The organism is Azomonas macrocytogenes, from assembly GCF_014191985.1.
In the GTDB taxonomy this organism is placed as follows: Bacteria; Pseudomonadota; Gammaproteobacteria; order Pseudomonadales; family Pseudomonadaceae; genus Azomonas; species Azomonas macrocytogenes.
Genome location: NZ_JACHXI010000013.1, coordinates 81,659 through 107,288, shown reverse-complemented (window position 1 = coordinate 107,288; position 25,630 = coordinate 81,659). Strand labels below are relative to the sequence as shown.

20 protein-coding genes are annotated in these 25,630 nt (G+C 61.7%); 10 read left to right on the top strand and 10 right to left on the bottom strand.

Going from position 1 to position 25,630, the window contains the following annotated elements; genetic code table 11:
• Positions 1-7: 7 nt before the first annotated feature.
• The 3 genes from FHR87_RS12885 to guaB all read right to left on the bottom strand — a co-directional run bounded on the left by FHR87_RS12885 (position 8) and on the right by guaB (position 4,621).
• Complete coding sequence (locus FHR87_RS12885; RefSeq protein WP_246336026.1) at positions 8-784, bottom strand: amino acid kinase family protein; 777 nt, start codon at positions 782-784, stop codon at positions 8-10.
• Between the two features lie 508 nt (positions 785-1,292).
• Entirely contained in the window at positions 1,293-2,873 is a 1,581-nt protein-coding gene (guaA, locus tag FHR87_RS12880; protein WP_183167132.1) for a glutamine-hydrolyzing GMP synthase, read from the bottom strand.
• A 278-nt stretch (positions 2,874-3,151) separates the two neighbouring features.
• Entirely contained in the window at positions 3,152-4,621 is a 1,470-nt protein-coding gene (gene guaB / locus FHR87_RS12875; RefSeq protein WP_183167131.1) for an IMP dehydrogenase, read from the bottom strand.
• Between the two features lie 128 nt (positions 4,622-4,749).
• Between guaB and FHR87_RS12870 the strand changes: the two genes are divergently transcribed.
• The 4 genes from FHR87_RS12870 (at position 4,750) to FHR87_RS12855 (ending at position 8,942) form a co-directional block, all read left to right on the top strand.
• Positions 4,750-5,721: a D-2-hydroxyacid dehydrogenase family protein gene (locus tag FHR87_RS12870; RefSeq protein ID WP_183167130.1), complete on the top strand. Its 972-nt coding sequence runs from the start codon at positions 4,750-4,752 to the stop codon at positions 5,719-5,721.
• A gap of 47 nt (positions 5,722-5,768) precedes the next feature.
• Entirely contained in the window at positions 5,769-6,773 is a 1,005-nt protein-coding gene (locus FHR87_RS12865) for an alpha/beta fold hydrolase (protein ID WP_183167129.1), read from the top strand.
• A 97-nt stretch (positions 6,774-6,870) separates the two neighbouring features.
• Positions 6,871-7,233 (top strand): YggL 50S ribosome-binding family protein, encoded by a 363-nt coding sequence (locus tag FHR87_RS12860; RefSeq protein WP_183167128.1) that lies wholly within the window; start codon positions 6,871-6,873, stop codon positions 7,231-7,233.
• A gap of 320 nt (positions 7,234-7,553) precedes the next feature.
• A complete protein-coding gene (locus FHR87_RS12855; protein ID WP_183167127.1) occupies positions 7,554-8,942 on the top strand; it encodes an LVIVD repeat-containing protein in 1,389 nt (462 codons plus the stop codon).
• A 78-nt stretch (positions 8,943-9,020) separates the two neighbouring features.
• On the opposite strand, the gene FHR87_RS12850 is transcribed toward FHR87_RS12855, so the two are convergent.
• The 3 genes from FHR87_RS12850 to FHR87_RS12840 form a co-directional block, all read right to left on the bottom strand.
• Positions 9,021-10,127 (bottom strand): alpha-hydroxy acid oxidase, encoded by a 1,107-nt coding sequence (locus FHR87_RS12850; RefSeq protein ID WP_183167126.1) that lies wholly within the window; start codon positions 10,125-10,127, stop codon positions 9,021-9,023.
• Positions 10,128-10,139: 12 nt separating this feature from the next.
• Positions 10,140-10,820 carry a Fe2+-dependent dioxygenase gene (locus FHR87_RS12845; protein WP_183167125.1) on the bottom strand — a complete coding sequence of 227 codons (681 nt, stop codon included), beginning with the start codon at positions 10,818-10,820 and terminating at the stop codon, positions 10,140-10,142.
• Positions 10,821-10,923: 103 nt separating this feature from the next.
• Positions 10,924-13,227 carry a TonB-dependent receptor gene (locus tag FHR87_RS12840; RefSeq protein WP_183167124.1) on the bottom strand — a complete coding sequence of 768 codons (2,304 nt, stop codon included), beginning with the start codon at positions 13,225-13,227 and terminating at the stop codon, positions 10,924-10,926.
• Between the two features lie 416 nt (positions 13,228-13,643).
• Between FHR87_RS12840 and coxB the strand changes: the two genes are divergently transcribed.
• From coxB to FHR87_RS12810, 6 genes are all read left to right on the top strand, one after another.
• Positions 13,644-14,627 (top strand): cytochrome c oxidase subunit II, encoded by a 984-nt coding sequence (gene coxB, locus FHR87_RS12835; RefSeq protein ID WP_183167123.1) that lies wholly within the window; start codon positions 13,644-13,646, stop codon positions 14,625-14,627.
• A complete protein-coding gene (ctaD, locus tag FHR87_RS12830; RefSeq protein WP_183167122.1) occupies positions 14,624-17,143 on the top strand; it encodes a cytochrome c oxidase subunit I in 2,520 nt (839 codons plus the stop codon). Before coxB ends, ctaD begins: the two co-directional genes overlap by 4 nt.
• Positions 17,144-17,145: 2 nt before the next feature.
• A complete protein-coding gene (locus FHR87_RS12825) occupies positions 17,146-17,547 on the top strand; it encodes a hypothetical protein (protein WP_183167121.1) in 402 nt (133 codons plus the stop codon).
• On the top strand, positions 17,544-18,179 hold the full coding sequence (locus FHR87_RS12820) for a cytochrome c oxidase assembly protein (protein WP_338021250.1): 636 nt from the start codon (positions 17,544-17,546) through the stop codon (positions 18,177-18,179). The genes FHR87_RS12825 and FHR87_RS12820 overlap by 4 nt, the downstream gene beginning before the upstream one ends.
• Entirely contained in the window at positions 18,160-19,314 is a 1,155-nt protein-coding gene (locus tag FHR87_RS12815; RefSeq protein ID WP_221189834.1) for a c-type cytochrome, read from the top strand. The genes FHR87_RS12820 and FHR87_RS12815 overlap by 20 nt, the downstream gene beginning before the upstream one ends.
• A 154-nt stretch (positions 19,315-19,468) precedes the next feature.
• Entirely contained in the window at positions 19,469-20,704 is a 1,236-nt protein-coding gene (locus FHR87_RS12810) for a vWA domain-containing protein (protein WP_183167120.1), read from the top strand.
• A gap of 156 nt (positions 20,705-20,860) precedes the next feature.
• Here FHR87_RS12810 and FHR87_RS12805 read toward each other — a convergent pair whose 3' ends face one another.
• The 4 genes from FHR87_RS12805 to FHR87_RS12790 all read right to left on the bottom strand — a co-directional run bounded on the left by FHR87_RS12805 (position 20,861) and on the right by FHR87_RS12790 (position 25,601).
• On the bottom strand, positions 20,861-21,439 hold the full coding sequence (locus FHR87_RS12805) for a TerD family protein (protein ID WP_183167119.1): 579 nt from the start codon (positions 21,437-21,439) through the stop codon (positions 20,861-20,863).
• 112 nt (positions 21,440-21,551) lie between these two features.
• Entirely contained in the window at positions 21,552-22,739 is a 1,188-nt protein-coding gene (locus tag FHR87_RS12800) for a TerD family protein (protein WP_183167118.1), read from the bottom strand.
• The gene (locus FHR87_RS12795) at positions 22,736-23,326 is read right to left on the bottom strand and encodes a TerD family protein (RefSeq protein WP_183167117.1); all 591 of its coding nucleotides are present in this window, start codon (positions 23,324-23,326) and stop codon (positions 22,736-22,738) included. Before FHR87_RS12795 ends, FHR87_RS12800 begins: the two co-directional genes overlap by 4 nt.
• 529 nt (positions 23,327-23,855) lie before the next feature.
• Positions 23,856-25,601, bottom strand: a complete 1,746-nt coding sequence (locus FHR87_RS12790) for an ABC transporter ATP-binding protein/permease (protein ID WP_183167116.1) — start codon at positions 25,599-25,601, stop codon at positions 23,856-23,858.
• Positions 25,602-25,630: the final 29 nt, after the last annotated feature.

Genomic DNA, 25,630 nt, shown 5'->3' with positions numbered 1-25,630 from the left:
ATGGGCCTCAGTTCGCGGTGATGATGGTGCCGACGTGCTCGCCGGCAAGCGCGCGGGTCACATTGCCGGGGACGAGGCCGTTCACGATCTGCACCTGGCGGACGTGCTGAGCCGCCTGGATGAAGTCGAGCAGCGGGAACTCGAGGATCGAGTCATGCAGCCCTTTCGCCTTCATTTCGTCGACCGAAATCTTCGGGATGAAGGTGGCGTCCTTCGAGGTCTTCGGGTTGGCGGTGTAGAGGCCGTCCTCATCCTTGACGAAGATCATCTGCTTGCAGCCGAACTGCTCGGCAAGGAGGAAACATCCAGCGTCGGTGCGGTAAGGCGGGATCACACCTTCGGCAGCGGGGCGCATCCACAGCTTGTAGGGTGGCATGCCGCTGAAGACAACAGCGTTTACCTGGGAGAGGGACAGCGGCACCGCTGACAAACCGGCACCCTCGACCACGGGGATACCGTGCTTCGCCAGGAGTTGCCCCAACATGGCGGCGTTCTGATCGGCCACCGAGGAGCCGAGCTGCGCGAGTACGCCTGCCGGCAGACCAAGCCTGGCCGCGATCGAGTACAGGTGCCGAGCCCGGGTGCCTGCGCCGGTACCAATCAGCAGCTTGTGGTTCTTGCGGGCGGCAACGATCTCATCCACCAGCGGGTAGAGCGCCGCGCGGCCACGATCGATGACGCTCTGTCCGCCGATCTTGAGCACTGTTGCGTCCGGCAGAATCCGGAAGTCTGCAGCCGTCACTGCCGCCGCCTGAAGCTGCGGGTCGGTCAACGACCGCTGCATGAGAAGCTCCTGGAGCTCCGCTGTCGAGTTGGCCATAAAGAAGGTCCTTTCGTCATTTCGTTGCTATTCATCGCAGCACTTCTCAACAAATCTGCGAGCCCTTGACAACACCTTAGTGAAATAGGCGGGATCGCTTTCGAGAGATTGTTCAGTGATGGTCAGATGTGCCCGTAGCAGGCATATCGCACCAGCAGCTTAGGTAATAGCGTTCTATAGATGCAACCGCATGAAATGGGGGCTCCCGCACCGATAACCCTGCGCGTTTGCAATGATCCGATTGATGCTCAGGACGAGCTCTGATCGAAGAGTGAATTCCAGCGCAAGCCGCCCCTGCCGGCCAATGCCCACCAAGATTTCGTCGCAGCACACCCCAGTCAGGCACGCCACCAAGGCATAGAGATCAATGCTGCTCTTGCGCATGGCGCGCGTGCTGTCGACCATGCGGGCGTTGAGTCGGCAATTCAAGGCGATTTTTAGAGTACTGGCGATAGCCTCTGAAAACCCGGTTTCACTCCCATTCGATCGTCGCCGGCGGCTTGCTCGATACATCGTAGGTGACGCGCGAGATGCCTTCGATCTCGTTGATGATGCGGTTGGAGACTTTTTCCAGTAGTTCGTAGGGCAAGTGTGCCCAGCGGGCGGTCATGAAGTCGATGGTTTCCACCGCGCGCAAGGCGACGACCCAGGCGTAGCGGCGGCCATCGCCGACCACGCCGACGGATTTCACCGGCTGGAAGACCACGAAGGCCTGGCTGACCTTATGATACCAGTCGGCTTGGCGCAGTTCTTCGATGAAGATGTGGTCGGCCAGGCGCAGCAGGTCGGCGTATTCCTTTTTCACTTCGCCGAGGATACGCACGCCAAGGCCGGGCCCCGGGAACGGATGGCGATAGACCATATCGTGGGGCAGGCCCAGTTCCAGACCGATTTTGCGCACTTCATCCTTGAACAGCTCGCGCAATGGCTCGATCAGGGCGAGGTTCATTTCCTCCGGCAGGCCGCCGACGTTGTGGTGCGACTTGATGACGTGGGCCTTGCCGGTCTTGGCACCGGCCGATTCGATCACGTCCGGGTAGATGGTGCCCTGGGCGAGGAATTTGATGTTCTTGAGCTTGCTGGCCTCGGCGTCGAACACATCGATGAAGGTACGACCGATGATCTTGCGCTTCTTCTCCGGATCGGCCTCGTCTTCAAGGTTGGTAAGAAACTGTGCCTCGGCATCGACGCGGATGACCTTGACGCCCATGTTTTCGGCGAACATGGCCATCACTTGGTCGCCTTCCTGGTAGCGCAGCAGGCCGTTGTCGACAAAGACACAGGTCAGTTGGTCGCCGATGGCCCGATGCAACAGCGCGGCGACCACCGAGGAATCGACTCCGCCGGACAAGCCGAGCAACACGTTGGAACGACCGACCTGGGCACGCACCTGGGCGATGGCGTCCTCGACGATATGGGTTGGCGTCCACAGTGCCTCGCAGCCGCAAATCTCCCGTAGAAAACGCGCGAGAATACGCTCGCCCTGCTTGGTATGGGTCACTTCCGGGTGGAACTGCACGCCGTACCAGTGGCGCTTCTCGTCACCCATGGCGGCGATGGCGCAGCTACCGGTACTGGCAAGGATATGAAAGCCGGTCGGCAGTTGGGCAACCTTGTCACCGTGGCTCATCCAGACATCGAGGCCGAGCACGCCATCGGCATCCACGTGATCTTCGATGCCATCGAGCAAACGGCTCTTGCCGACCAGATCGACCTTGGCGTAGCCGAATTCGCGGATCGGCGAGCCTTCGACCTTGCCGCCAAGCTGTTCGGCCATGGTCTGCATACCGTAGCAGATACCGAGCAGGGGCACGCCCAGATCGAACACGGCCTTGGGCGCGCGCGGGCTGTCGGCTGCATGTACCGATTCCGGCCCGCCCGCGAGGATGATCCCGCGCGGGGCGAAGGCGCGAATATCCTCGTCGCTCATATCGAACGGGTGTAACTCGCAATAAACGCCGATTTCGCGCACACGGCGGGCGATCAGTTGCGTGTACTGGGAGCCGAAATCCAGGATCAGGATGCGGTGGGCGTGGATGTCGTGATGAGCCATGGGGCTTTCCTTGGGAAGGAGCATGAAGCTGAAAGCCAGAAGCTGAAAGCAGAAGCCGGAAGTCAATCGCTTCCGGCCTCCGGCGTCCCGCTCCAGCGTCTTTTATAAAGCAGGCTGCTTAGAGCCTGTTCACGATTTCGCGAGCTAGAGCTAAACGGTGGCGAAAACGGCTGAGGAAGCGGACCGGGCTCGCGTGCGAGTTTACGAGTGGTAAATGAGCATTCCAAAGTCGATTTCAACGCCGTTTAGCCGACGCGCAGCAGATCGTGAACAGGCTCTTAGCCGACCCGGTAATTCGGCGCTTCCTTGGTGATCTGTACATCGTGCACATGCGATTCAGCCATGCCGGCACCGGTGATGCGGACGAACTGTGGCTTAGTGCGCATCTCGTCGATGGTGGCGCAACCAGTGTAGCCCATGGAGGCGCGCAGGCCGCCCATCAACTGATGGAGGATCACCGACAGCGCGCCTTTGTAGGGGACGCGGCCTTCGATGCCTTCCGGTACTAGCTTCTCGGCACCTGCGGAAGAGTCCTGGAAGTAACGGTCGGACGAGCCTTGCGCCTGGGACATGGCGCCCAGCGAGCCCATGCCGCGATAGGCTTTGTAGGAACGCCCCTGGAACAGCTCGACTTCGCCCGGCGCCTCTTCGGTCCCGGCGAACATCGAGCCCAGCATCACCGAGTTGGCCCCGGCCACGACGGCCTTGGACAGATCGCCGGAGAAGCGGATGCCACCATCAGCGATCATCGGCACGCCGGTGCCGGCCAGTGCGGCGGATACGTTGGCGATGGCGCTGATCTGCGGCACGCCGACTCCGGCGACGATCCGGGTGGTGCAGATCGATCCCGGCCCGATGCCGACCTTGACCGCATCCGCACCGGCCTCCACCAGTGCCAGCGCCGCTTCGGCGGTGGCGATATTGCCGCCGATCACCTGCACATCTGGAAAGTTCTCCTTGACCCAGCGCACTCGGTCGATCACGCCTTTGGAATGGCCGTGAGCGGTGTCCACCACAATCACGTCGACACCTGCCGACACCAACGCTTCCACACGATCCTCGGTATCGGTACCGGTCCCCACGGCGGCACCGACCCGCAGGCGTCCCTGCCCGTCCTTGGAGGCCAGCGGATAGCTCTTGGCCTTCTCGATATCGCGGAAAGTCACCAGGCCGCGTAGCTGGAAACCCTTGCCCACCACCAGCATCTTCTCGATACGGTGCTCATGGAGCCTGGCCTTGATCACTTCCAGCGGTGTGCCTTCCTCGACGGTGATCAGCTTTTCCCGGGGCGTCATGATCGCCGCCACGGTATCGCCGGCGTTCGGCTGTACGCGCAGGTCGCGGCCGGTGACGATGCCGACCAGCTCGTTGTCAGCCAGCACCGGGAAGCCGGAAAAGCCCAGCTCGCGGACTTTCTCCAGGAGTTCGATGATCTTGGTATTCGGCGTGACCGTTACCGGATCGTGGACGATGGCCGTTTCGTGACGCTTGACCTTGCGCACTTCGAACGCCTGCTGTTCGGCGGTCATGTTCTTGTGGATGATACCGATGCCGCCTTCCTGGGCCATGGCAATCGCCAGGCGTGATTCGGTAACGGTATCCATCGCGGCGGACAGCAGCGGAATGTTCAGTTCGATGCCGCGAGTCAGCCGGGTTTTGAGGCTGACATCCTTGGGCAATACATCGGAATAGCCGGGGATGAGGAGAACGTCGTCGAAAGTCAGGGCTTCTTGGCTGATGCGCAGCATGGCGGGGCTCCCAGGCGGGAAAAAGGAAGCGCGGCATTATAGCCGCCGCGGGTTTTACGCTCAACGCACAACTGTCGCGTTCATACTTCACGAAACTGTCCGTCGATCACAAGATAAAGGAAATACCCATGCATATCGTGATTCCCGACGACTACCAGCAGGTCATCGAGTCGCTCGACTGCTTCACTCGCCTGAGCGGCCATCAGGTCAGCCTCTACCACGACAGCGCTACGGATCTCGATCTCCTCGCCGCGCGCTTCGCCAATGCCGATGCACTGGTGCTGACCCGCGAGCGCACGCGCATCGATGCCGCGCTGCTGGAGCGTCTGCCCACACTCAAGCTGATCAGCCAGACCGGCAAGGTTTCCAGTCATCTGGATCTGCCCGCCTGCACCGCCCAGGGCGTTGCGGTGACCGAAGGACGCGGCTCGCCGGTGGCACCGGCCGAACTGATCTGGGCATTGATCATCAATGCCCGGCGTCAACTGGTCCCGGCCATCGAGGCATTCCACCGGGGCCAGTGGCAGATCAACCTGGGCCATTGCCTGCAAGGCCAGACCCTGGGGATCTGGGGCTACGGCAAGATCGGCCGACGCCTGGCTCATTACGCCAAAGCGTTCGAAATGCCGGTACTGGTCTGGGGTAGCGCGCAATCCCGGCAAGCGGCCGCGACGGACGGGCATCGGGCGGCGCCATCGCGCGAGGCGTTTTTCGCCGAGGCCGATATTCTCAGCCTGAACCTGCGCTTCTCGGACCAGACCCGCCACATCGTCACCCTCGGCGATCTGCAACGGATGAAACCGGATGCCCTGCTGGTCAACGGCAGCCGTGCCGGCCTGATCGCACCCGGCGCGCTGCTTGCGGCGCTCGACAGCGGCCGCCCCGGCTCCGCCGCACTGGATGTGTACGAAGAAGAACCGATCTTCGACCCCCGCCATCCGCTACTGACTCATCCGCGCGTGCTCTGCACACCGCACCTGGGTTACGTGGAAAAGCAGAGCTACGAGCTGTATTTCGGCGATGCCTTTGCCAACGTTGCAGCCTTCTTTGCCGGCCAGCCGCAGAACCTGGCCAATCCCGAAGTACTCGAACGCACCTGAGAACCTGTTCACGATAAAAACATGACTGCATCAAGGAGCGATTCCCCATGCTGCAACACTGGCTACCTGCCCTGCTACTGGCTGTCGCCGCACCGCTGCTGGCGGCGGAACCTTCGACCTACGGCCCGGAACTGGAAGGCTTCGACTATCCCTATCCGGTCGGTCGCTTCGACTTCGAATCTCAGCGTGAACGCCGGCACATGGCCTATCTCGATGTGCAGCCGCAAACCCCCAACGGCCGCACGGTGGTGTTGCTGCATGGCAAGAATTTCTGCGCCGGCACCTGGGAAGCCAGCATCCAAGCACTCGGTCAGGCCGGTTACCGGGTCATCGCGCCAGACCAGATCGGCTTCTGCAAGTCCAGCAAACCCGCACATTACCAGTACAGTTTCCAGCAACTGGCAAGCAATACCCACGCGCTGCTCGAACACCTCGGCGTGGACCAGGCCACCATCCTCGGTCACTCCACCGGCGGCATGCTCGCCACCCGCTACACCCTGCTCTATCCCGAGCAAGTGGAACAACTGGTGCTGGTCAACCCTATTGGCCTGGAAGATTGGAAAGCCATCGGCGTGCCCTATCGGACCATCGATCAGTGGTACGAGCGCGAGTTGAAAACATCGGCCCAGAGCATTCGCAAGTACGAGCAAGGCACCTATTACGCCGGTGAATGGCAGCCCGCCTATGACCGTTGGGTGAACATGCTCGCCGGTCTGTTCAACGGCCCTGGCAAGGAAACCGTGGCCTGGAACTCGGCGCTGCTCTACGACATGATCTTCACCCAGCCGGTGGTCTACGAATTCGGCCAGCTCAAGCCACCGACGCTTTTGCTGGTCGGCCTCAAGGACAACACCGCCATCGGCAAGGACGCCGCGCCCGAAGCCCTGCGTCCACAACTGGGCAACTACGCCGAGCTGGGCAAGCGCACTGCCAAGGCCATTCCCGGTGCGACCCTGGTGGAGTTCGACGACCTCGGCCACGCCCCGCAGATCCAGGCTCCCGAGCGCTTCCACGCGGCCCTGCTCAAAGGCCTGGCGGAGCTTAAACAATGAAATACGCGGTGGACTGAATCATCACCGACGAGGATGATGCGTCCCCACGACGCAGCCATGGCTGTGTCCTCTCTACACCCTCCAAAAGCGAATCCCCATGCTCAAACCCATCACTGAAGAACGTCTGCGCACCATGAAACGCCGTCTGCGCAAGAAGCGCTATCTCGGCGAATTCCAGGAACATGCCTTCGAACTCAAGATCGATTTCAAGCAAGCCCTGGAAGAAGAAGCCCTGATGACCTTCCTGGAAGATTTCATCGACGCCGTTGAAGCTCGCCAGCTCGACTATATTGGCGGCATCGATGCCAAATGGCTGGAAGGCACCATCATGACCGCCAGACGCTACGCTTCCCCGACCGAAGAAGATCGCCAGGCCGTAAGTGCCTGGTTGGAAAAACGCCCGGAAGTCGCCCGAGTCGAAACCGGCGAGCTGTTCGACGCCTGGTACGGCGAGGCGTAAAGGGCTGCAGCGACTCTGGTCGGGCCGCGCAGGTCGGGCCGCGCAGGCCGGCCAGCCGGCTTGCCACAATTCATAAAAAACAAATTAAAATCAATAAGTTAAACAAAAAATCAACTTATCCAGCACAAACAGGGTCCGCTGGCTCCTGTTGGCTACTATGGTAACCATACGGGCGGCGGCGGCCAGCACAGCCACTTTCTGCAAGACATCGTTCACCACTACGGCCATGCCTTGACGGTGAAATTCGTGGCAGGCACGTGAACACGAGAAAGCGCCTCCTTCGCCATTTGTGGGATTCATCATGAATCGAGGCACTGGCAATGAAAGAACCCTTTATTTCACTTTGCTGCGTCACGCTGCTGCTCCTCGGCATTCCTGCTCCGGGGCTTAGCGAGACCCCATCGAGCCCTCTTCCGCCGGGCTGGCAAGCCGAACATTTCGAACCGGTTGGCTACACGGACGTGGATGGCAGGCCCGCCTTCAAAATGACGATCAAGGAAAAGAATGGGCGCTGGTACCTCTTCGCCGCCCATATTTTTCATTCTGGCCTTACGGTACTTGACGTCACCGATCCCTGGCACCCTCGTCCGATTCGCTTTCTGCCGGAGGATGAGAGCACCTTCACGCTCCAGGTCGATCAGGCCAATGACATTCTGATTACCTCGCTCGAAAAGAACTTTCTGGACCCACGAGCGGAAGGCAAGCCGTTCAAGGAGGGCGTGGTCATCTGGGATATCCAGGACCCGGAAAACCCCAGGCGTCTGGGGCAATTCGAAACCGGCGGCACCGGAACCCACCGCAACTTCTACGCCGGCGGCAGGTACATGCACCTTGCCGCCGGAATGCCGGGGTATAAAGGCAATATCTACGTCATCGTGGATATCAGCGATCCGGCGAACCCTGTCGAAGCAGGCAGGTGGTGGGTGAAAGGACAGCATGAAGCCGGGGGTGAAACACTGGGTCTGGGCGCCGACTCCGATCCGGTGAACCATGGCCATGAAAATCCCCACGATCACGGGCTGTGCGCAACGGATGCCGACATCTCGCTGCATGGCCCTCCTTATATCGTCGGCGACAGGGCCTATCTCCCTTATGGTTCGGCCGGGCTGGTCATTCTGGATATCGGCAACGTCAAAAAGCCGCGGCAGCTTGGAAGGCTTGATTTCAGCCCACCTTTCAACAGCAAGTTCGGTGTTCACAGCGTCCTGCCTTTCAAAGGCGAAACGCTGGCTTACGCGAATTCCGAAAGCGTCACGTACGAGAAGGGACCTCTGCACCATTCGTCGCTGGTGGATATTTCAAATCCGCTGAAACCGACGCTGCTGGGGCTCTTGCCCGAACCCGTTCCGCCGAAGGGCGCGCCTTACAAGGACTTCTTCGAGAAAGGCGGCTGGCGAGGTCCGCACAATATCAACCACCTCCAGCACAACCCCGATGTAGAAAAGCAGCAGGACCTTCTCTACGTCGCCCATTTCAATGCCGGACTCAGGGCCTACGATATCTCGAACCCGCGCCTGCCACGTGAAGTCGGCTTTTTCATGGCACCGGAGCCAACCGAGAGGATCGGTTATCTGCCCCATGGAAAACTGGTCCTGCAAGCCGAGGACGTGCTGGTCGATCGGCGCGGCTACGCCTACGTTTCGCATAAGAACCAGGGCATCTGGATTGTAAGGTACACCGGCCCTCGGGTTTCCCTACCAGGACAGTGAGGCGCGCTCGCCGAGTTGCTCGAAAAGGAGCGTATGGTCTGGCGGCTGTTACTCACCCTCACTCACATCCCGGCTGCCTCAGCGGCTGACCAGCGAGGGGCCGATATCATCCAGGGTGCGGCAGCCGGTCAAGGCCATGGCCGCTTCCAGTTCGGCGCGCAGAAGGTGCATAACGTGGGCAACGCCGACCGCGCCGGCGGTGGCCAGGCCGAAGAGGTAGGGACGTCCGACCAGGACCGCTTCAGCGCCCAGGGCCAGTGCCTTGAGGATGTCCGTGCCGCGGCGGATGCCGCCGTCCAGCAGCAGCGGTACACGTCCTTCGACAGCCTGGGCGATCTCCGCCAGGACATCGATGGTGGCCGGCTGGGTGTCCAGGGTACGGCCGCCATGGTTGGAGACGATGATTCCATTGATACCCTCGGCCACGGCCCGGCTGGCGTCCTCGGCATGCATCACGCCCTTGATCAGGATCGGCAGGCGGGTCAGGCTGCGCAGCCATTGCAGATCCCGCCAGGTGGGCGCCGCCGCCAGCAAGGGGCCGCCCAGCAATACGTTGTCACCGATCCGGCTGGCCGGCTGGGGCGGCACCCGCATACCGCGCAGGTTGACCGCTTCGATGCCGTCCGGCAGGACGAAGCCGGCGCGCTGCTCGCGGTTGCGTACGCCGTTGACCGGCGCGTCCACCGTCACCACCAGCGCCTGGTAGCCGGCGGCCTCGGCCCGCCGGATCAGTTCGCGGGTGAATTCGCGATCCGGCTGGATATACAACTGAAACCACAAGGGGACCTGGGTCTGGCGGGCGATGTCCTCCAGCGACGCGCTGGCCTGGGTGCTGACCACCATGCCGGTGCGCACCGCCGAGGCGGCCAGCACGCTGGCCAGTTCTCCTTCGGGATGGACCATTTTCTGGTAGGCCACCGGGGCCAGGAAAATCGGGCAGTCGAAAGTCTGGCCGAACAGTTCCAGGCGGGTATGCCCCGCGCTCAAATCCCGCAAGACGCGGCTGCGTATCCGCCAGCGTTGGAAGGCGGCACAGTTTTCGTGCAGGGTGAATTCATCCGCGGCGCCACCCGCCATATAGGCCCAGGCCTGTTCGCTCATGCGCTGACGGGCAAAGGGCTCGTAATCGGCGACAGCGGCGATGTCCGGCGGGATTTGCTGCAATTTGCTCAGAGGGCTAGTCATCGGTTTCGCGTCTCAGGTATCGGCCCAATGCCGTAACAGGTTGTGGTAGACCCCGGTCAGGCGGGCCAGCGCCGGGTTTTCCGGCACATCTGTGGCCAGGCTCTGAATGGCATCATCCAGCTCCAGCAGCATGGCGCGCTGGTGGTCTTCGCGCACCAGGCTCTGGATCCAGAAGAAGGCTGCCAGACGGGCGCCGCGAGTAACGGGAGTCACCTGGTGCAGGCTGGTGCTGGGATAAAGGGCCATGTGCCCGGCAGGCAGTTTGACGCGCTGGCTGCCGTAGGTGTCCTCGATGACCAGTTCGCCGCCATCGTAAGCGTCCGGGTCGCAGAAAAACAGGGTGGCCGAGAGGTCGCTGCGAATACGCAGGGACGTGCCCGGCAAGGTGAAAATGGCATTGTCGGTGTGGTTGCCGTAGGCGCCGCCTCCGGTATAGCAATTGAAGCGCGGCGGCAGCACCTTCAGTGGCAGGGCCGCAGCCAGGAAGCGTGGGGTAGCGCTGAGACGTTCGAGGATGAATTCGCCCAGTTGCGTGGCCAGCGGATCGTCCTGAGCCAGTTGTAGATTGGCCTTGACGTGAATCGCCATATGCCCGGCCGTGTGTCGGCCATCGTGCCAGGTTGCCCGCTCCAGCGCTTCACGGCATTGGCGCACCTGCTCCGCTGACAGGACGTCGGGAATTGCCAGCATCATTGTCGAATACCTTCATGGGTAGGGTTCGGTAGAGTAATCCACCGGAAACGGAAACCCGGGGAAATAAGACTCCCGGGTTGTCGTGAAAGCCTCGAAGGCCGATCTAGAACTTGAAGTCGGTGCTGATCTGAGTGACACGGGGCGGTCCCCAGGCCACGCGTGTTCCGTTCCAGTTGGCGGAGGCCGGGTATTCTTCGTTGGTCAGATTGTCGATGTTCAGGCGTAGGCCGATATTCGGGGAGATATCGTACGAAGCCATCAGGTTATAGATGGTGTAGCTGGGCAGCTTACCGTACAGGCCGTTGGCAACGATGCGGTTGGCGTCGTCCGGGCGCCCCAGGTAGGACGAGCCGACATGCTGCAAACCGCCGCCGATGGTTACTCCAAAAGGCAAGCGATAGGTGGTCCACAGGTTGGCGGTGACTTCCGGCGTGAAAGCCAGGTCATCGCCGTCGGTGCGTGTGTGAGTGCCGTAATCGGCGGAGTTGGCGTTACGGCGCACCCGATCCATGCGAGCACTGTGACGGCGCTCGCTTTGCATCAGCATGAGGCCGCCAAAGACATTCCAGTTGTCGGTCACCTTGCCGGTCGCACTCAGTTCGAGGCCATAGACGACCTGCTTGCCGTCGCCCTTTTGGGTATCCCGGGTCTCGCCCAGGTCGCGACCGGTGATCGGTACATCTTTCTTTTCCGTATAGAACAGGGCTGCCGTGGTGGACAAGCGATCCTTGAAGAGATCCCATTTGGTGCCGATTTCGTAGTTATACGACACGACCGGGTCGGCGCCTTCGACGAAACCGGGGAATACGTTGGCATCCGGACGGGAAATATCCGGGTTGGACAGATAGGACCCCGGCGGCTGGTGCGAAACCCCGAAGGCGGCGTAGATGCTGCCGTTCTTGGCCGGCTTGTAGACAACACCCAGTTTGCCGCCCAGGGTGAATTCGGAGTTGTCGTAGCCATCGACATCCATGCGCGTGCCGTTCGCCAGCTTGCTGTCGATCCTCACCCGATAGTTCTCTAGGCGCACGCCACCGGTGAGTTGCCAGTGCTCGTTGAATTCGGCGGTGTCATAGGCATACAGCGCCACCGTGTCGATCTTGACCTTGCTGTCGTTGGCCTTCGGCGGCGTGGCGAGGCTAGGCCGGTTGCGATCAGGCTCATTGATGGTCGTGTTGCCGCCATTCACCGTGGGATAGCCGTTGGACTCCGATTTCTCCAGGGTGAATTCGAGGCCGGCGGCCAGGTTGTGTTTCACCGAGCCGGTGAGAAAGCGCGCCGACAGATTGGTCAGGTTGCTGAAGGTGTAGTTGTCCCGATCGTAGAACTGGGTCTGCGTGGTGGCCTGGCGGGTGGCCGGAACGTAACCGGTCGGTATGGTGTAGCGGGCGTCGCGACTGACCCGCGACCAGCGGGTCTGGTTGCTGAGATTCAGGCTGTCCGACAGGTCATGCTCGAAACGGGTCATGATGGAGTAGCTGGTGGTGTCGTCGTAGTCGGAGTCCAGGCCGTAGAACTCGTCGCGATCACCGCTGCCGGCGCTGGGGTGATGCCGATCCATGTAGCGTACCGTAGCGCCGGGCACGCCCCAGTCGGGCCGGTCGTTCTGTTCCACGTAGTCGAAAGCGAAGATGGCCCGGGTCTTGGTACCAAGGCCCAAAGCCAGCGAGGGCGCCAGGCCCCAGCCGTTTTTCTCGGTATGCTCACGGCCGGGTATCCCGCTGTTTTCCAGCATCAGGTTCAGGCGCGCGGCGGTGTGGCTGGTGAGTGCCTGGTTGATATCCAGAGTGGCGCGCTTGCGGTCCTCGGAACGGTATTGATCGAAACCGTAGTTGACGACACCACCGATGAAACTGTCCAGGGTCGGTACCTTGGTCACCATGTTGATATAGCCGCCGGCGCCGCCACGGCCGTTGTCCGCGGCCGGCCCCTTGACGACCTCGACCTGCTCGACGTTGAACACGTCCCGCGTGTAGCTGCCGGAGTCGCGCGAGCCGTTGATGAAGATGTTACCGCTGGTATCGAAGCCGCGCATCTGGAAGTTGTTGGAGCTGGTAGCGAAACCGTTCTCGCCGGCATTGAAGCTGATTCCAGGGGTGTTCTTCAGGACTTCGGTCAGGGTGCGCGCTGCCTGTTCCCGGTACAGGGTTTCGGGAATGACATTGATGGTTTGTGGCGTATCCAGCAATGGCGCGGTCTGCTTGGGCGAGGACATGTGGTCGACCTTGTAGCCCCGGGCCTGCTCCCCGCTGATGGTCAGGTTGTCCAGCAGAACCCGGTTCGAGTCGGTGCCACTGGTTTCAGCCAGACTCGTGTCAACCCAGGACACCATGGCCAGGCTGATGGCTGACGCGAAGGCTGGGTATGGAGGCTTCTCGCTGATTTTCTTTTTATATCCAATGCTCATAAATCTCTCCAGTTGTAAAGCGGGCATATAGCAAGGCTTTACCAGGCCTGGACGTTACCCATAGGGCAGTCCAGATATACGCACCCGAAAAGCGACAAGCCTGCATATTCAAATGATATGCAATCTCATTTGATGCCATATACATACATATCTACAACCGAGTTAACATTTCTAATTGTTAACGTGGCAGATTCCTCACTGCGCTGAATGCATATAACAATCCGATGGGTAATTTTTGACAGGGTTAGCAAGACTGTGGGTGTTGCTGTCAGGTAAGGCACTAATCAGGCAGTGCTCGAAAGTTTTGTAAGTAAGGATAAATTCGGCTCAACTTTTTCGGCATATGAACAGTCCAGACATTAACTATATCGAGGACTGCAACCCTTCCCGTGACCCGCCTACTCCAACTCCGTGCAATGTGGCGAAGTTCCCGCCCGGCCATCCTCCTGTTTCCGCTGCTCAGCGGCTGCAACGGCCCACAATCGGCGCTGCAACCGGCCGGCATTGAAGCCGAGCGAGTCGCGGCGCTGTTCTGGTGGATGACCGGCGGGGGGATTCTGATCTGGCTGGTCGTGATGGGGCTTTTCATCTATGCCACCCATATTCGCCGCCACAAGGAGCACTCGGTTCGGAGAACCCGCTGGCTGATCCTCGGCGGCGGCATCATCTTCCCGACCGTGGTGCTGGCGGCACTGCTGGTCTACGGGCTGATCCTCATGGCGCAATTGCGGGACTTTTCCGGCACGACACTGAAGATCGCCGTTTCCGGCGAGCAGTGGTGGTGGCGTGTGCGGTATGCGCGTGAAGATGGCTCGATGGTGGAGCTGGCCAACGAAATCCGCCTGCCGGTGGGCGAGCGCGTCGCCTTCGAGCTGTCCAGCCCGGATGTGATCCATGCCTTCTGGATTCCTTCGCTGGGCGGCAAGGTCGACATGATTCCAGGCCGCACGACCCAGATGATCCTCGAACCCACCAAGCCCGGCACCTATCTCGGCGCCTGCGCCGAATACTGCGGCAGCGCCCATGCGCTGATGAAATTCGATGTGGTAGTGATGGAAAAAGCAGCCTTCGCCGAATGGCTCGAACGCCAGGCCGCGCCCGCCAAGCCACCGCAAGACGCGACGGCGCAACAAGGCTTGCAGGCGTTTCTGGCCAACGGCTGTGGCGCCTGCCATAGCGTCCGCGGCACGGAGGCCAGGGGCCAGGTAGGGCCGGACCTTACCCATGCTGGCAGTCGCCTGAGCCTCGGTGCTGGCACGCTGCCCACCAATGCCGAGACGTTTTCCCGCTGGATCGGCCATACCGACCAGCTCAAGCCGGATGTCCGCATGCCCGCCTTCGGCATGCTTCCCGCGGACCAGTTGGCCGCGATGGCCCGCTACCTGAGCGAACTCGAATGACCGATAGCGTACAAGACAACCGAGCCGAGATCACCGCCGGCCAGGAAGCCAGACTCACCAGGATCTGGAATTCGCCGCCGGGCTGGCGCTACTGGTCGGCGGTGAACAATACCGAGGTGGGCCGCTGGTACACCGTCGTGACGTTCGCCTTCTTCCTGTTCGCCGTCGTGCTGGCCTTGCTGATGCGCACGCAACTGGCGGTTCCAGAAAACGATTTTCTGTCGGCGCAGACCTACAACCAAGTCATGACCATGCATGGCTCGGTGATGATGTTCCTGTTCGCCGTGCCGATCTTCGAGGCATTCTCGATCCTGATCCTGCCGCAGATGCTGGGTGCCCGCGACCTGCCCTTCCCGCGCCTGTCCGCCTATGGTTTCTGGTGCTTTCTGATCGGTGGCGTGTTCGTCTGCGGGTCGCTGTTCTTCGGCGTGGCGCCGGCGGGCGGCTGGTTCATGTATCCGCCGCTGACCACCGCTTATCAGGATGGCCTGGGCTCCGATATCTGGTTGCTGGGACTGTCGTTCATCGAGATTGCCTCGATCGCCGCCGCCGTCGAACTCATCGTCGGGGTGCTGAAGACGCGCCCGCCGGGCATGCGTATCAATCTGATGCCGTTGTACGCCTGGTACATCCTGGTGGTGGGCGGAATGATTCTGTTCGCCTTTCCGCCGCTGATCGCCGGCGATCTGCTGTTCGAGCTGGAGCGAGCCTTCGACTGGCCGTTCTTCGACTCGACCCGCGGTGGCGATCCGCTGCTTTGGCAGCATCTGTTCTGGATCTTCGGCCATCCCGAGGTCTACATCATTTTCCTACCAGCCATCGCCCTGGTGGCGATGATCGTCCCGACCGCAGCCCAGCGCCCCATCGTCGGCTACGGCTGGATCGTGCTGGCGGCGGTCGGCACCGGCTTTCTGAGCTTCGGCCTGTGGGTGCACCACATGTTCACCACCGGCATGCCGGCGATCTCGCTGGCCTTCTTTTCGGCTGCTTCGGAAGCGGTGGCGATTCCTACAGGGGTGCAGATTTTCTGCTTCCTCGCCACCATCCTGGCCGGGCGCTTCGCCCCCTCGGTGCCGATGCTGTTCGTTTCCGGCGCGCTGGCGATCTTCATCCTGGGCGGGCTGACCGGGGTGATGGTGGCCATCGCTCCCTTCGATTTCCAGGCCCACGACAGCTATTTCATCGTCGCGCACCTGCACTATGTGTTGATCGGCGGCATGCTGTTTCCGGTGGCGGCGGGTATCTACTACTTCTACCCCATGGTGGTCGGCAAGCAGTTGTCGGAGCGCCTTGGCCGCATTGTTTTCTGGGTAATGTTCATCGGTTTCAACATCGCCTTTCTGCCCATGCATTTCACCGGCCTGCTGGGGATGCCGCGACGGGTCTACACCTATGCCGCGGGAATCGGCTTCGACACGCTTAATCTGGTGTCGAGCATCGGTGCCTTCATTTTCGCCAGCGGCCTGGCCTTGCTGTTCTACGATACCCTGCGCCCCCGCAGAAACCAGCCGTATTCGCCACGCAATCCCTGGAACGCCGGTACGCTGGAATGGTTGGGCGAGATGCCGGCCAAATCCTGGGGCGTTCGTTCGATTCCCTTGATCAAAAGCCGCTATCCCTTGTGGGACCAGCCCAATCTGATGCGCGATGTCGACGAGGGACGCTGCTACCTGCCCGATGCCGAGGAAGGCAAACGCGAGACGCTGATCACCAGCACCATCGATGCTCGACCGGCCCAATGCCTGCGCGTGCCCAATTCTACTTTCAAGAGTTTCTGGGCGGCGGTCTTCACGGGCGGCCTGTTCATCTTCGCGACCTACGCCTGGTACACCGTGGCCCTTATCAGTGCCGCCCTGGCCTTCGTCACTATTCTCATCTGGCTATGGACCGACACTGCCGTGATCCCGGAAAAGCCCAACAAGGACATTGGTCTCGGCGTCAGCGTACCGCTCTATGCCTCCGGTTCGGCCTCGGTCGGCTGGTGGGCGATGTTCATCACCATGGTCGCCGACATGACCGCCTTCGCCAGTCTGGTCTTTGGCTACTTCTTTTTCTGGACCGTGCATACAGACTTCCCGCCCAATCCGGCACCCGGCCCCGGGCTATTCTGGCCGGTTCTTTCGGCGGCGTTGGTACTCGCGGCCTGGGGCCTGACGCTGCTGGCCAGGCGCTACAACCGGCAGGATCGAGCGCACGGTTTCTACCTGGCGCTGACCCTGGCCATCCTGTTCACCCTGGGGGGCACCCTGGCGCTGCTGGCCGGCCCGTACCTGAGTGACCTGGAGCCGACCAGCAACGTCTATCCGGCCACGGTCTGGGTGCTGGTGGTCTGGGGGACGCTGCATCTCGCCCTGGGGCTGGTCATGCAGGTGTATTGCCTGGCGCGGCGGCTGGCCGGGCGCATGACCGCCGAGCACGATATCGACATGCAGAACGTTGGGCTGTACTGGCACTTTCTGGCGATCACGGTGGCGGTCACCGCCGCGGTGATCGGCGGATTCCCTGAGGTGGCATAAGCATGACGAAACCGCATGAACACGATGACCGGGCGCCGGCGGCACGCTGGCACAGCCTGTGGTTGCTGACCGTCGGGCCGACAATCTGGGCCCTGCATTTTCTGATCGCCTACTGCACCGCTGCCGTCTGGTGCGCCAAGGTGGTCGGGCGCGATGGCTCGCTGGACGGGCTGCGGTCGATCATCGGCATCCTCACGCTGGTAGCGCTGGCCGGCATCGTCCTGACCGGCTGGTTCGGCTACCGCCAGCACAGCTTCGGCGACGACTCCTCGACGCATAGCGAAGCCAGCTCCGGCGACCGTCATCGCTTCCTCGGTTTTTCCACGCTGCTGCTGTGCGGATTGAGCTTCGTGGCGACGGCCTATGTCGCGCTGTCGGTCGTCTTCATCGGGACCTGCCAGTGACACGCCGGGTGCTCCTCATCCTTGGCCTGCTGCTGCTCGCCGCGGCCTGGATCGGGCCGTTGCCACGACTGGCCCGCCACGCCTTCGCCGCGCATATGGGCATGCATGTGCTGGTGGTGGCCGCTGCCGCGCCGCTGATCGCCATCGGTCTGGCCGGCGGGCGTTGCGACCCGGCGCGCCGGCTGCCGGCCCTGTTCGCGCCCGTTCCGGCCTCGGTCGTCGAACTGGTGGTGGTGTGGATCTGGCACGCACCGGCCCTGCACCACGCCGCCCGGCACAGCCTGCCGATGCTGCTGCTCGAACAGGCCAGCTACCTGGCCGTCGGCCTGCTGGTGTGGTTCTCGGCCTTCGGCGGTGAACGTCGGCAGATGCGCGAGCGCAGCGCCGCCGGCATTGCCGGGCTGTTGCTGACCTCGATGCACATGACCCTGCTCGGCGTTTTGCTGGCCCTGGCCGACCGGCCCCTGTATCCGCATGCGCCACTGGCCGGTGGCGAACTCACTCCGTTGCAGGACCAGCAGATCGGCGGTGTGCTGATGCTGGTCTTCGGCGGTTCCACCTATCTGGCTGGCGGCCTCTACCTGCTGGCCACTCTACTGCGCGAGAAACCGGATGCTGCCCCGCTTCGTTGAGCGATTCCTCACCCCGGCCAGCGGCCCGCTGCGCGCCTTGCGCTGGCTGCTGCTGGGCCTGGCGCTGGCCATCGGTGGCCTGCTGGTCGCCTGGTCGGGGGTCATCCCCATCGCCGCCAGTTCGGGACACTGGCCCATCACCGACTGGTTCCTGCACTTCGCCATGCGCAGCGCCGTGCGCACCCAGTCGCTGGGGATCAGTGCGCCGGATCTGGACGACCCGGCCCTGGTGCTCAAGGGTGCCGGCCATTACGCGAGCGCCTGCACCGCCTGCCACGGCGCACCGGGAGAGGCGCAGTCGCTGGTGGTACAGTACATGACCCCGCCACCGCCCCTGCTGGCGCCGCGCATCAAGGAGTGGCAGCCCGAGGAGCTGTTCTGGATCGTCAAGCATGGCGTCAAGTTCACTGCCATGCCCGCCTGGCCAGCCCAGGAGCGCGACGACGAAATCTGGGCGATGGTGGCATTCCTGCGCACGCTGCCAGAGCTCGATCCGGCGAGCTATGCCTGGCTGGCCAACGGAACGGATGCGAAATCCGCTATCAACCCCTTGCAGGCGATGGCCGGCCCGCAGGAGGCGGTGCTGGCCGATTGCGCTCGCTGTCACGGCAGCGACGGCAATGGCCGCAACACCGGCCTGCCGGATCAGGCCATCACAGAACCGCTGGTGCCGAAACTGGCCGGCCAGAGCGAAGCCTACCTGCTGGCCAGCCTGCAAGCCTATGCCCGCGGCGAGCGCCACAGCGGCATCATGCAGCCGGTCGCCGTCGCACTGGACGAGGCGACCATGCAAGCCTTGGCCAGGCACTACGCCAGTCTGCCGCCGTCGGCCGAAGCGGCGCGGGACGAACAAGCCATCGCCCGCGGCCGCACCCTGGCGGCACAGGGACGCCCCGAACAAGGCACGCCCTCCTGCCTGGAATGCCACGGCCCGACCGCTACGGTGCGCAATCCGTTCTATCCCGATCTGGCCGGCCAGTACGCCACCTACCTCACCGCGCAGCTCAAACTGTTCAGCACCGATCAACGCGGCGGTACGCAATACGCCCATCTGATGCAACACAGCACGCAGCGTATGAACGACATCCAGATGGAGGATCTGGCACGCTACTATGAGTCGCTGCAGCGGAATTAACTCGGCGTCTTCGAAAGCTTTATCCTGAGCGAAAAGACCGAACTCAATTGAGCCCATGCCGGGCTCCTGGACGATACCTACAGGGAAGGCCGCGATCCTGCAATGCGATGGCCGTGCCGAAACCGCTATTCGATTCAATTACCAAGGACCACTCATGCAACTCACCCAAGGCCAGCGAACGCCCTTGTCCAGCTTCGTTCGAGGTTCCGCATTCACGCTCACCAACGACATTTCAACCAGCCAGACCATCGACTACGCCTGCTTTGGCGTGGATGCCCAGGGCAAGCTCTCCGACGACCGCTACATGGTCTTCTTCAATCAGCCGACGACACCGTGCAACAGTATCGAGTTGAAGCACGCTGGCGAATTCAGGATCGAGCTTGCCAGCTTGCCGCCAACCATCGACCGACTGGTCTTCACCGCTGCCATCGACGGAGCCGGGAGCCTGCACGCTATTGGCACGGGCCACTTCGCCATCCGCGAGAACGGCCACGAAGTTGCCCGCTGCACCTTTTCCGGCACGAACTTCGCCGATGAGAAGGCTGTCATGCTGGCCGAGCTGTACCGCAAAAACGGCGAATGGCGTATCGCCGCCAACTTGCAGGGCTTCAATGCCGGCCTTGCGGCGCTGGTGGAGCACTTTGGGGGCGCGGTCATGGAGGCGCCGCCCGCACCGGTGGCCAACGTTTCCCTGGAAAAGAAAATCGCCGCCGCCGCCCCCCATCTGGTCAGTCTGGCGAAGAAAGCCACCGTGAGCCTGGAAAAGGCCAACCTGAGTCAGGTCAAGGCCCGCGTCGGACTGGTGCTGGATGTATCCGGTTCGATGAATGCCCAGTACAGCCGTGGTCGGGTGCAGGAAGTGGTGAACCGGATGCTGCCGCTCGCCGTGCATTTCGATGACAACGGCGCGCTGGATTGCTGGGCGTTCGGTTCCAGCCCCGTGCAACTGGCCGATATCGATCTGGCCAACCACAAGGACTACATCCTCACCGAACAGGGTGGCTGGAAACGTTGGGCGGTGGGCAGCCGCGTCAACAATGAACCGGCCGTGATGCGCCAGGTCATCGACTTCTATAAAGACTCCGGCGAACGGACACCCATCTACGTGCTGTTCATCAGCGACGGTGGCGTGCATGAAAATCGCGCCATTACCAGACTGATGGCCGAAGCGGCGGCGCTACCCATCTTCTGGCAGTTCGTTGGCCTCGGTGGTCGCGACTACGGCATCCTCGCCAAGCTCGACGACATGGCCGGTCGCCAGGTGGACAACTGCAACTTCTTCGCGCTGGACGACCTGGACGATGTCTCGGAAGAGCGGTTATACGAGCTGTTGATGGAAGAATTCCCCGGCTGGCTCAAGGCTGCCAAGGCGGCCCATATCATTGCGTGACGATACGGTGGATGACGCTTTTTTCTTTCGTCCAGCACAACCCCACGCAGGTGGATGGACAAAGCGCCATCCACCCTACGACTGCCGGCCACACCCTCTCCCATTTATGGGAGAGGGCTGGGGAGAGGGCGCTTTTCAGGCGCGCCTGGCGAATCATCAGCCGACGCTGACCCCATGTGCCAGGGCCAGCGGCTTCAGGCCACCGGCGAAGCCCTGGCCGATGGCCTTGAACTTCCACTCGTCGTTGTGGCGATACAGCTCGCCGAAAACCATCGCGGTCTCGGTGGAGGCATCTTCGGACAGGTCATAACGAGCGATTTCCTTGCCATCCGCCTTGTTCAGCACGCGGATATAGGCATTGGAAACCTGACCGAAGCTCTGCTTGCGCGCATCGGCCTCATGGATGGTCACGGCGAAGACCAGCTTCTTCGCCGCCGGCGTCAGCGCGTTCAGCTTGACGTTGACCTGCTCGTCGTCACCGGCCCCTTCGCCGGAACGGTTATCGCCCAGGTGCTCGACATTACCGTCGGTGGACACCTTGTTGTTGTAGAAGATAAAGCTGTTGTCATCCAGGACCTTGCCGCTTTCGCCAAGGATGAAAACGGAGGCATCGAGGTCAAAATCGGCGCCGTCGGTGACGCGCGCGTCCCAACCCAGGCCAACCGTCACTTCGGTGAGGCCGGGAGCTTCTTTGGACAGGGAAACGTTACCGCCTTTGCTCAGATTCACAGCCATTTCCAGATTCCTTTTTCAGTAGTGATGGGTGGAACGAATATGCGCGCCCGGAAGCCCCAGGCGCATGCCTGCCCCAATGGGGGCAAGGCCGGTGTTTTGCAATGCTGCCCGCTCATTTGGAACCGGCAGTCCAGCGCATTCCCCAACGGTAAGCCTCATCCACTTCCCGATGGCCGTTGAAGAAATCGACCCGCCGCGACACCTTGACCGCGCCGTTATCGTTCTCCAGCAGGGCGATGGCGCACATGCCCTTGCTACCGCCCTCCTCGCTGACTCGCACCTCGATCGGCGGCTGGCCGGGAACATACAGCGTCACCACGCCATCGGTCGCGCTCCAGTTCGGCACCCCCCGATAGATGAAGGCAAACACCAGCACCCGCCGGATCTTCTGCCAGTGCCGGCCATTGATATGCAGCCATTCGCCATCGCTGACCGCGCCGGTACGGTCATCGCCCTTGAGCTGGATATACGGCTCCTGATCGAAAGCCCCGAACGACTTGCCCAGCGCCTGTACCGCACCTTTACGGCCATTCTGCAGCTCGAACAGGCAACCCACGTCCAGATCGATGGCATTGGACTTCTTGAAGGACGCGAACAAGCCGCCGCCACCCGACGCGTTGCCCTGATTCCAGTTCAGGTTGATCCGGATCTCGCCGAAATCGCTGCCGGTCTTTTCCAGGCTGATGCTCGAACGGCTCTTGTCCAGGGTGATCTTGTTCAGATTGATCGGCTTGGCCACCGGCACAGGAGCGGGCGCCGGGGCGGGCGGTGGAACCGGAACCGGGCTCGGGGCCTTGGCCGCGACCTCGACACCGAAATGCCGGGCCAAAGGCTCCAGGCCACCGGCAAAGCCCTGCGCCACGCACCGGAATTTCCACGCGCCCTGGCGACGATAGAATTCGCCGAGGATCAACGCCGTTTCCTGCATGCCGGCTGTCGCAATCGGCGCTTCGATCCCGCAATCCAGCGTCACGGCCAATTGCGTGACTGCCGCGAAGCTCGCCTGGTTCTCGTAGATCGTGGCGGTCAGGGCGACCTTCTCGACCACGCTGTCCAACTGCGCCAGATCCAGCGCGAACACGACCTGCCCGGCCGCCGCTTCGGTCATCCGCACCAACCCACCATTCACGTTGCGCTGGCCGAAGAAGCACATATCGTCATCGCCACGCACCTTGCCGCCCGCATCCAGCACAAAGGCGGACACATCGATCTCCGCCCCCGGCAGCGGCGAGAAAGCGACAGTCACCGTCACCTGCCCGGCAGTTACCGGCGCATTCGCCCCGGGAGTCAGCGTCGTCATCCGCGCACCGCCTGCGCCGCCGCGCCGATCAGATCCTCGACAGTGCGCCCATTCGTGGCCGTGCCGACCGCCGTGAAATCCCAGCTGCCGCCACTGCGGCTCAGGTAAGCCATGATCACACCGGTATGCCCACCCTTCTCCGCCAGATCGAAACGCGCCAGCTCGTTGCCGGACGGTTGGTCGATGAGGCGGCAATAAGCATTGGCCACCGATTCGAAACTCTGCCCGGTAAAGGAGTTCACGGTGAACACCAGATACGTGGCAGCGGCAGGCAGGTGCTGCAGATCCACCTGGATCGTTTCGTCATCGCCAGCGCCCTCGCCGGTACGGTTATCGCCGGAATGCCGGATGAAACCGTCGCCGGACTCCAACTGGCGGAACCACACCATCTCCAGCGGCTTCTTTTCGCCATCCAGCACAATGCAGGAAGCATCGAGATCCACCTCGCCATTACCGCCCAACAGCCGCCCGAGGAAACCCTTGGCCTTCACGGGGTCCCAACCCAACCCCATGCGGACCTGCTGCAAGCCGCCACCGGCAGTTTTCTCCAGGGAAATGGTTTGGTTCTTGGCCAGACTGATTGCCATGCGAATACCCCTTGTTATTCGGATTCATGTTTCAACAGGCGGCCCAGAGCCGCACAGAAAACGCAGGAACGACAGTGTGCCTCTATCCACGACCACGGAATGCTCCGAATCGTTTCAAGCTCTTTCGTCATACAGGAAACAATCGCGCCGCCGGACTTCACAAGCTGTGGGATGGACAGCGCTCTGCTTGTGTATCGCCCGGATGAGCGTCATACCGGCGCGACAGGGAGACCAGATGGCCTACCCGATGAGCCTGCCCCCTCTCAAATGATCAGATAAGACACCATGACGCAAGGGCGGACTCTGCACCAGCGCGGTCGCCCCATCGATACCGGCGGTGCCCGAACCAGGGAACTAAGAGCCTGTTCAAAGCCTCGCGAGCTAAGGCCAGACAAGGCGAAAATAGCTGAGGAAGCGGACCGGGCTCGCGTGCGAGTTTACAAGGAGTAAATGAGCATTCCGACCGGGTTGGCGATCCAGGCCATTTTCAACGCCGTTTGGCCGACGCGCAGCGGATCGTGAACAGGCTCTAAGGCGTTGGCAACAAGAGATTGTCTTCTGGCAAGGCAATGGCGTCCGTGGGCGGGCGACTCGCCGTCACGGTGGCGTTGTCTGCCTGATGGCGGCAGGGTGTCAGCGGCAACGGATGCCCAAACCAGGCACTGACCGCAGGCTGATGGCTGACGGCCAATACAATCATCTCCGGCAATGCTTGCCTTATCTGCGCGAGCAGTTGGATGGCGGCGGCATCATCCAACTGGCTGGTTGCTTCATCCAGACACAGAAGCGCAGGACGCAGCAGCAAGACACGGGCCAGCGACAGACGTTGTTGCTCGCCGCCGGATAATTCCCGGCTCCAGTTGGACGATTCCTCCAGCCTATCGCCAAGCGCTGCCAGGCCGACCTGTTTCAGCACTTGGCACAGCGAGGCCGTATCCGGTGTCTGGGTCAACGGATAGCAAAGCACATGGCGCAAGGTATCCTGCGGCAGATAGGGTTTTTGCGGCAAAAACAGCGCTTTGCCTGCCGGCAGTTGCCATTGCCCCTGTACGGCAGGCCATAGCCCGGCAAGCGCACGCAGCAGCGTTGTTTTTCCGCTGCCGCTTGCAGCCGACAGGACAGCCCACTCACCCGCCTTCAGGTTGGCGGTCAGCGGCGCAAACAGGGGACTGCCGTCGGGGTGATGCACGGTGAGCGCCGTAATGTGCAAGGCGTCGCCTTCGCGGGGAGGTACCTTCAGAGCTGGCAGTTGCCGCAGGCTGTGTTGAAATTCCCATAGCCGTTCAATGGTGGCGGACCAGGCCACCAACTGACGGTAGGCATCGATGAACCAGCCGAAAGCATCCAGCACGTAGCCGAACGCGGCGGTGGCCTGCATGACTGCGCCCAGCGTGATACTGCGCGACAGATACAGTGGCAGTACGGCGAAGACCGGAATAATCAGGCTCAAGCGAAAATAGCTGGTGGTAAAGCTTTCCAGACGAAACTCTCGTCCCATCAGCCGTCGCCAGTTGTCGACGATTGGCCGAAAGCGCTGGCGCATGCGTTGCCGTTCGGCACCGGCCCCCTGATAAAAGGCGATTTGCTCACTGTTGTCCCGCACCCGCAGCAACGTGGCGCGATAATCTGCCTCCACCCGCTGGCGTTCAATGTTCAGCGTATGCAGGCGATGGCCCAAAACATGCGTGACCAGACTGGCAACTACCGCATAGGCAAGGGCAATCCAGACCAGATAGCCATGCACCGTCACGTTGTAGCCCGCCAGCGTGAACGTCTGCACGCCCGAGAGCTGCCAAAGAATGACGATAAAGGAAAGCAGGCGAGCACTGTTTTTCAGCAACGAAAGCAGCAACTCCAGGCTTTGCTCTACCAGCAGCCGGACATCATCGGCAATCCGTTGATCGGGGTTATCCGGCTGAGTGTCAAGGCGGTAATAGGCGTGATGCCGCAGCCAGTCCTGCTCGAACTGGCACGTCATCGCATCGCGCCAACGAATGATCAGGCGTTTTTTGAGCCAGTTACCACAGATAATAACCAGCACGAACAGCGCCGTATAAGCCAGGTAGCGCCACGCCATGGTGCTGACAGAGGCATGCTGAAAGTAGTCTGCCAGCGCATCGTAGAACTCCTTGCTCCAACTGTTGTACTGAACGCTGATCCACACCACCGACAGAGTCAGCCCCATGATCAACAGCAGGAGCAGCCACAACATCGCGGCCCGTGTGGTAAGCCAGAACGGGGCCACCAGCGAATAAAAGCGTTTAAGCGTCAGCATGGTTTATCTGTCAGCAATAGGGGAAACGT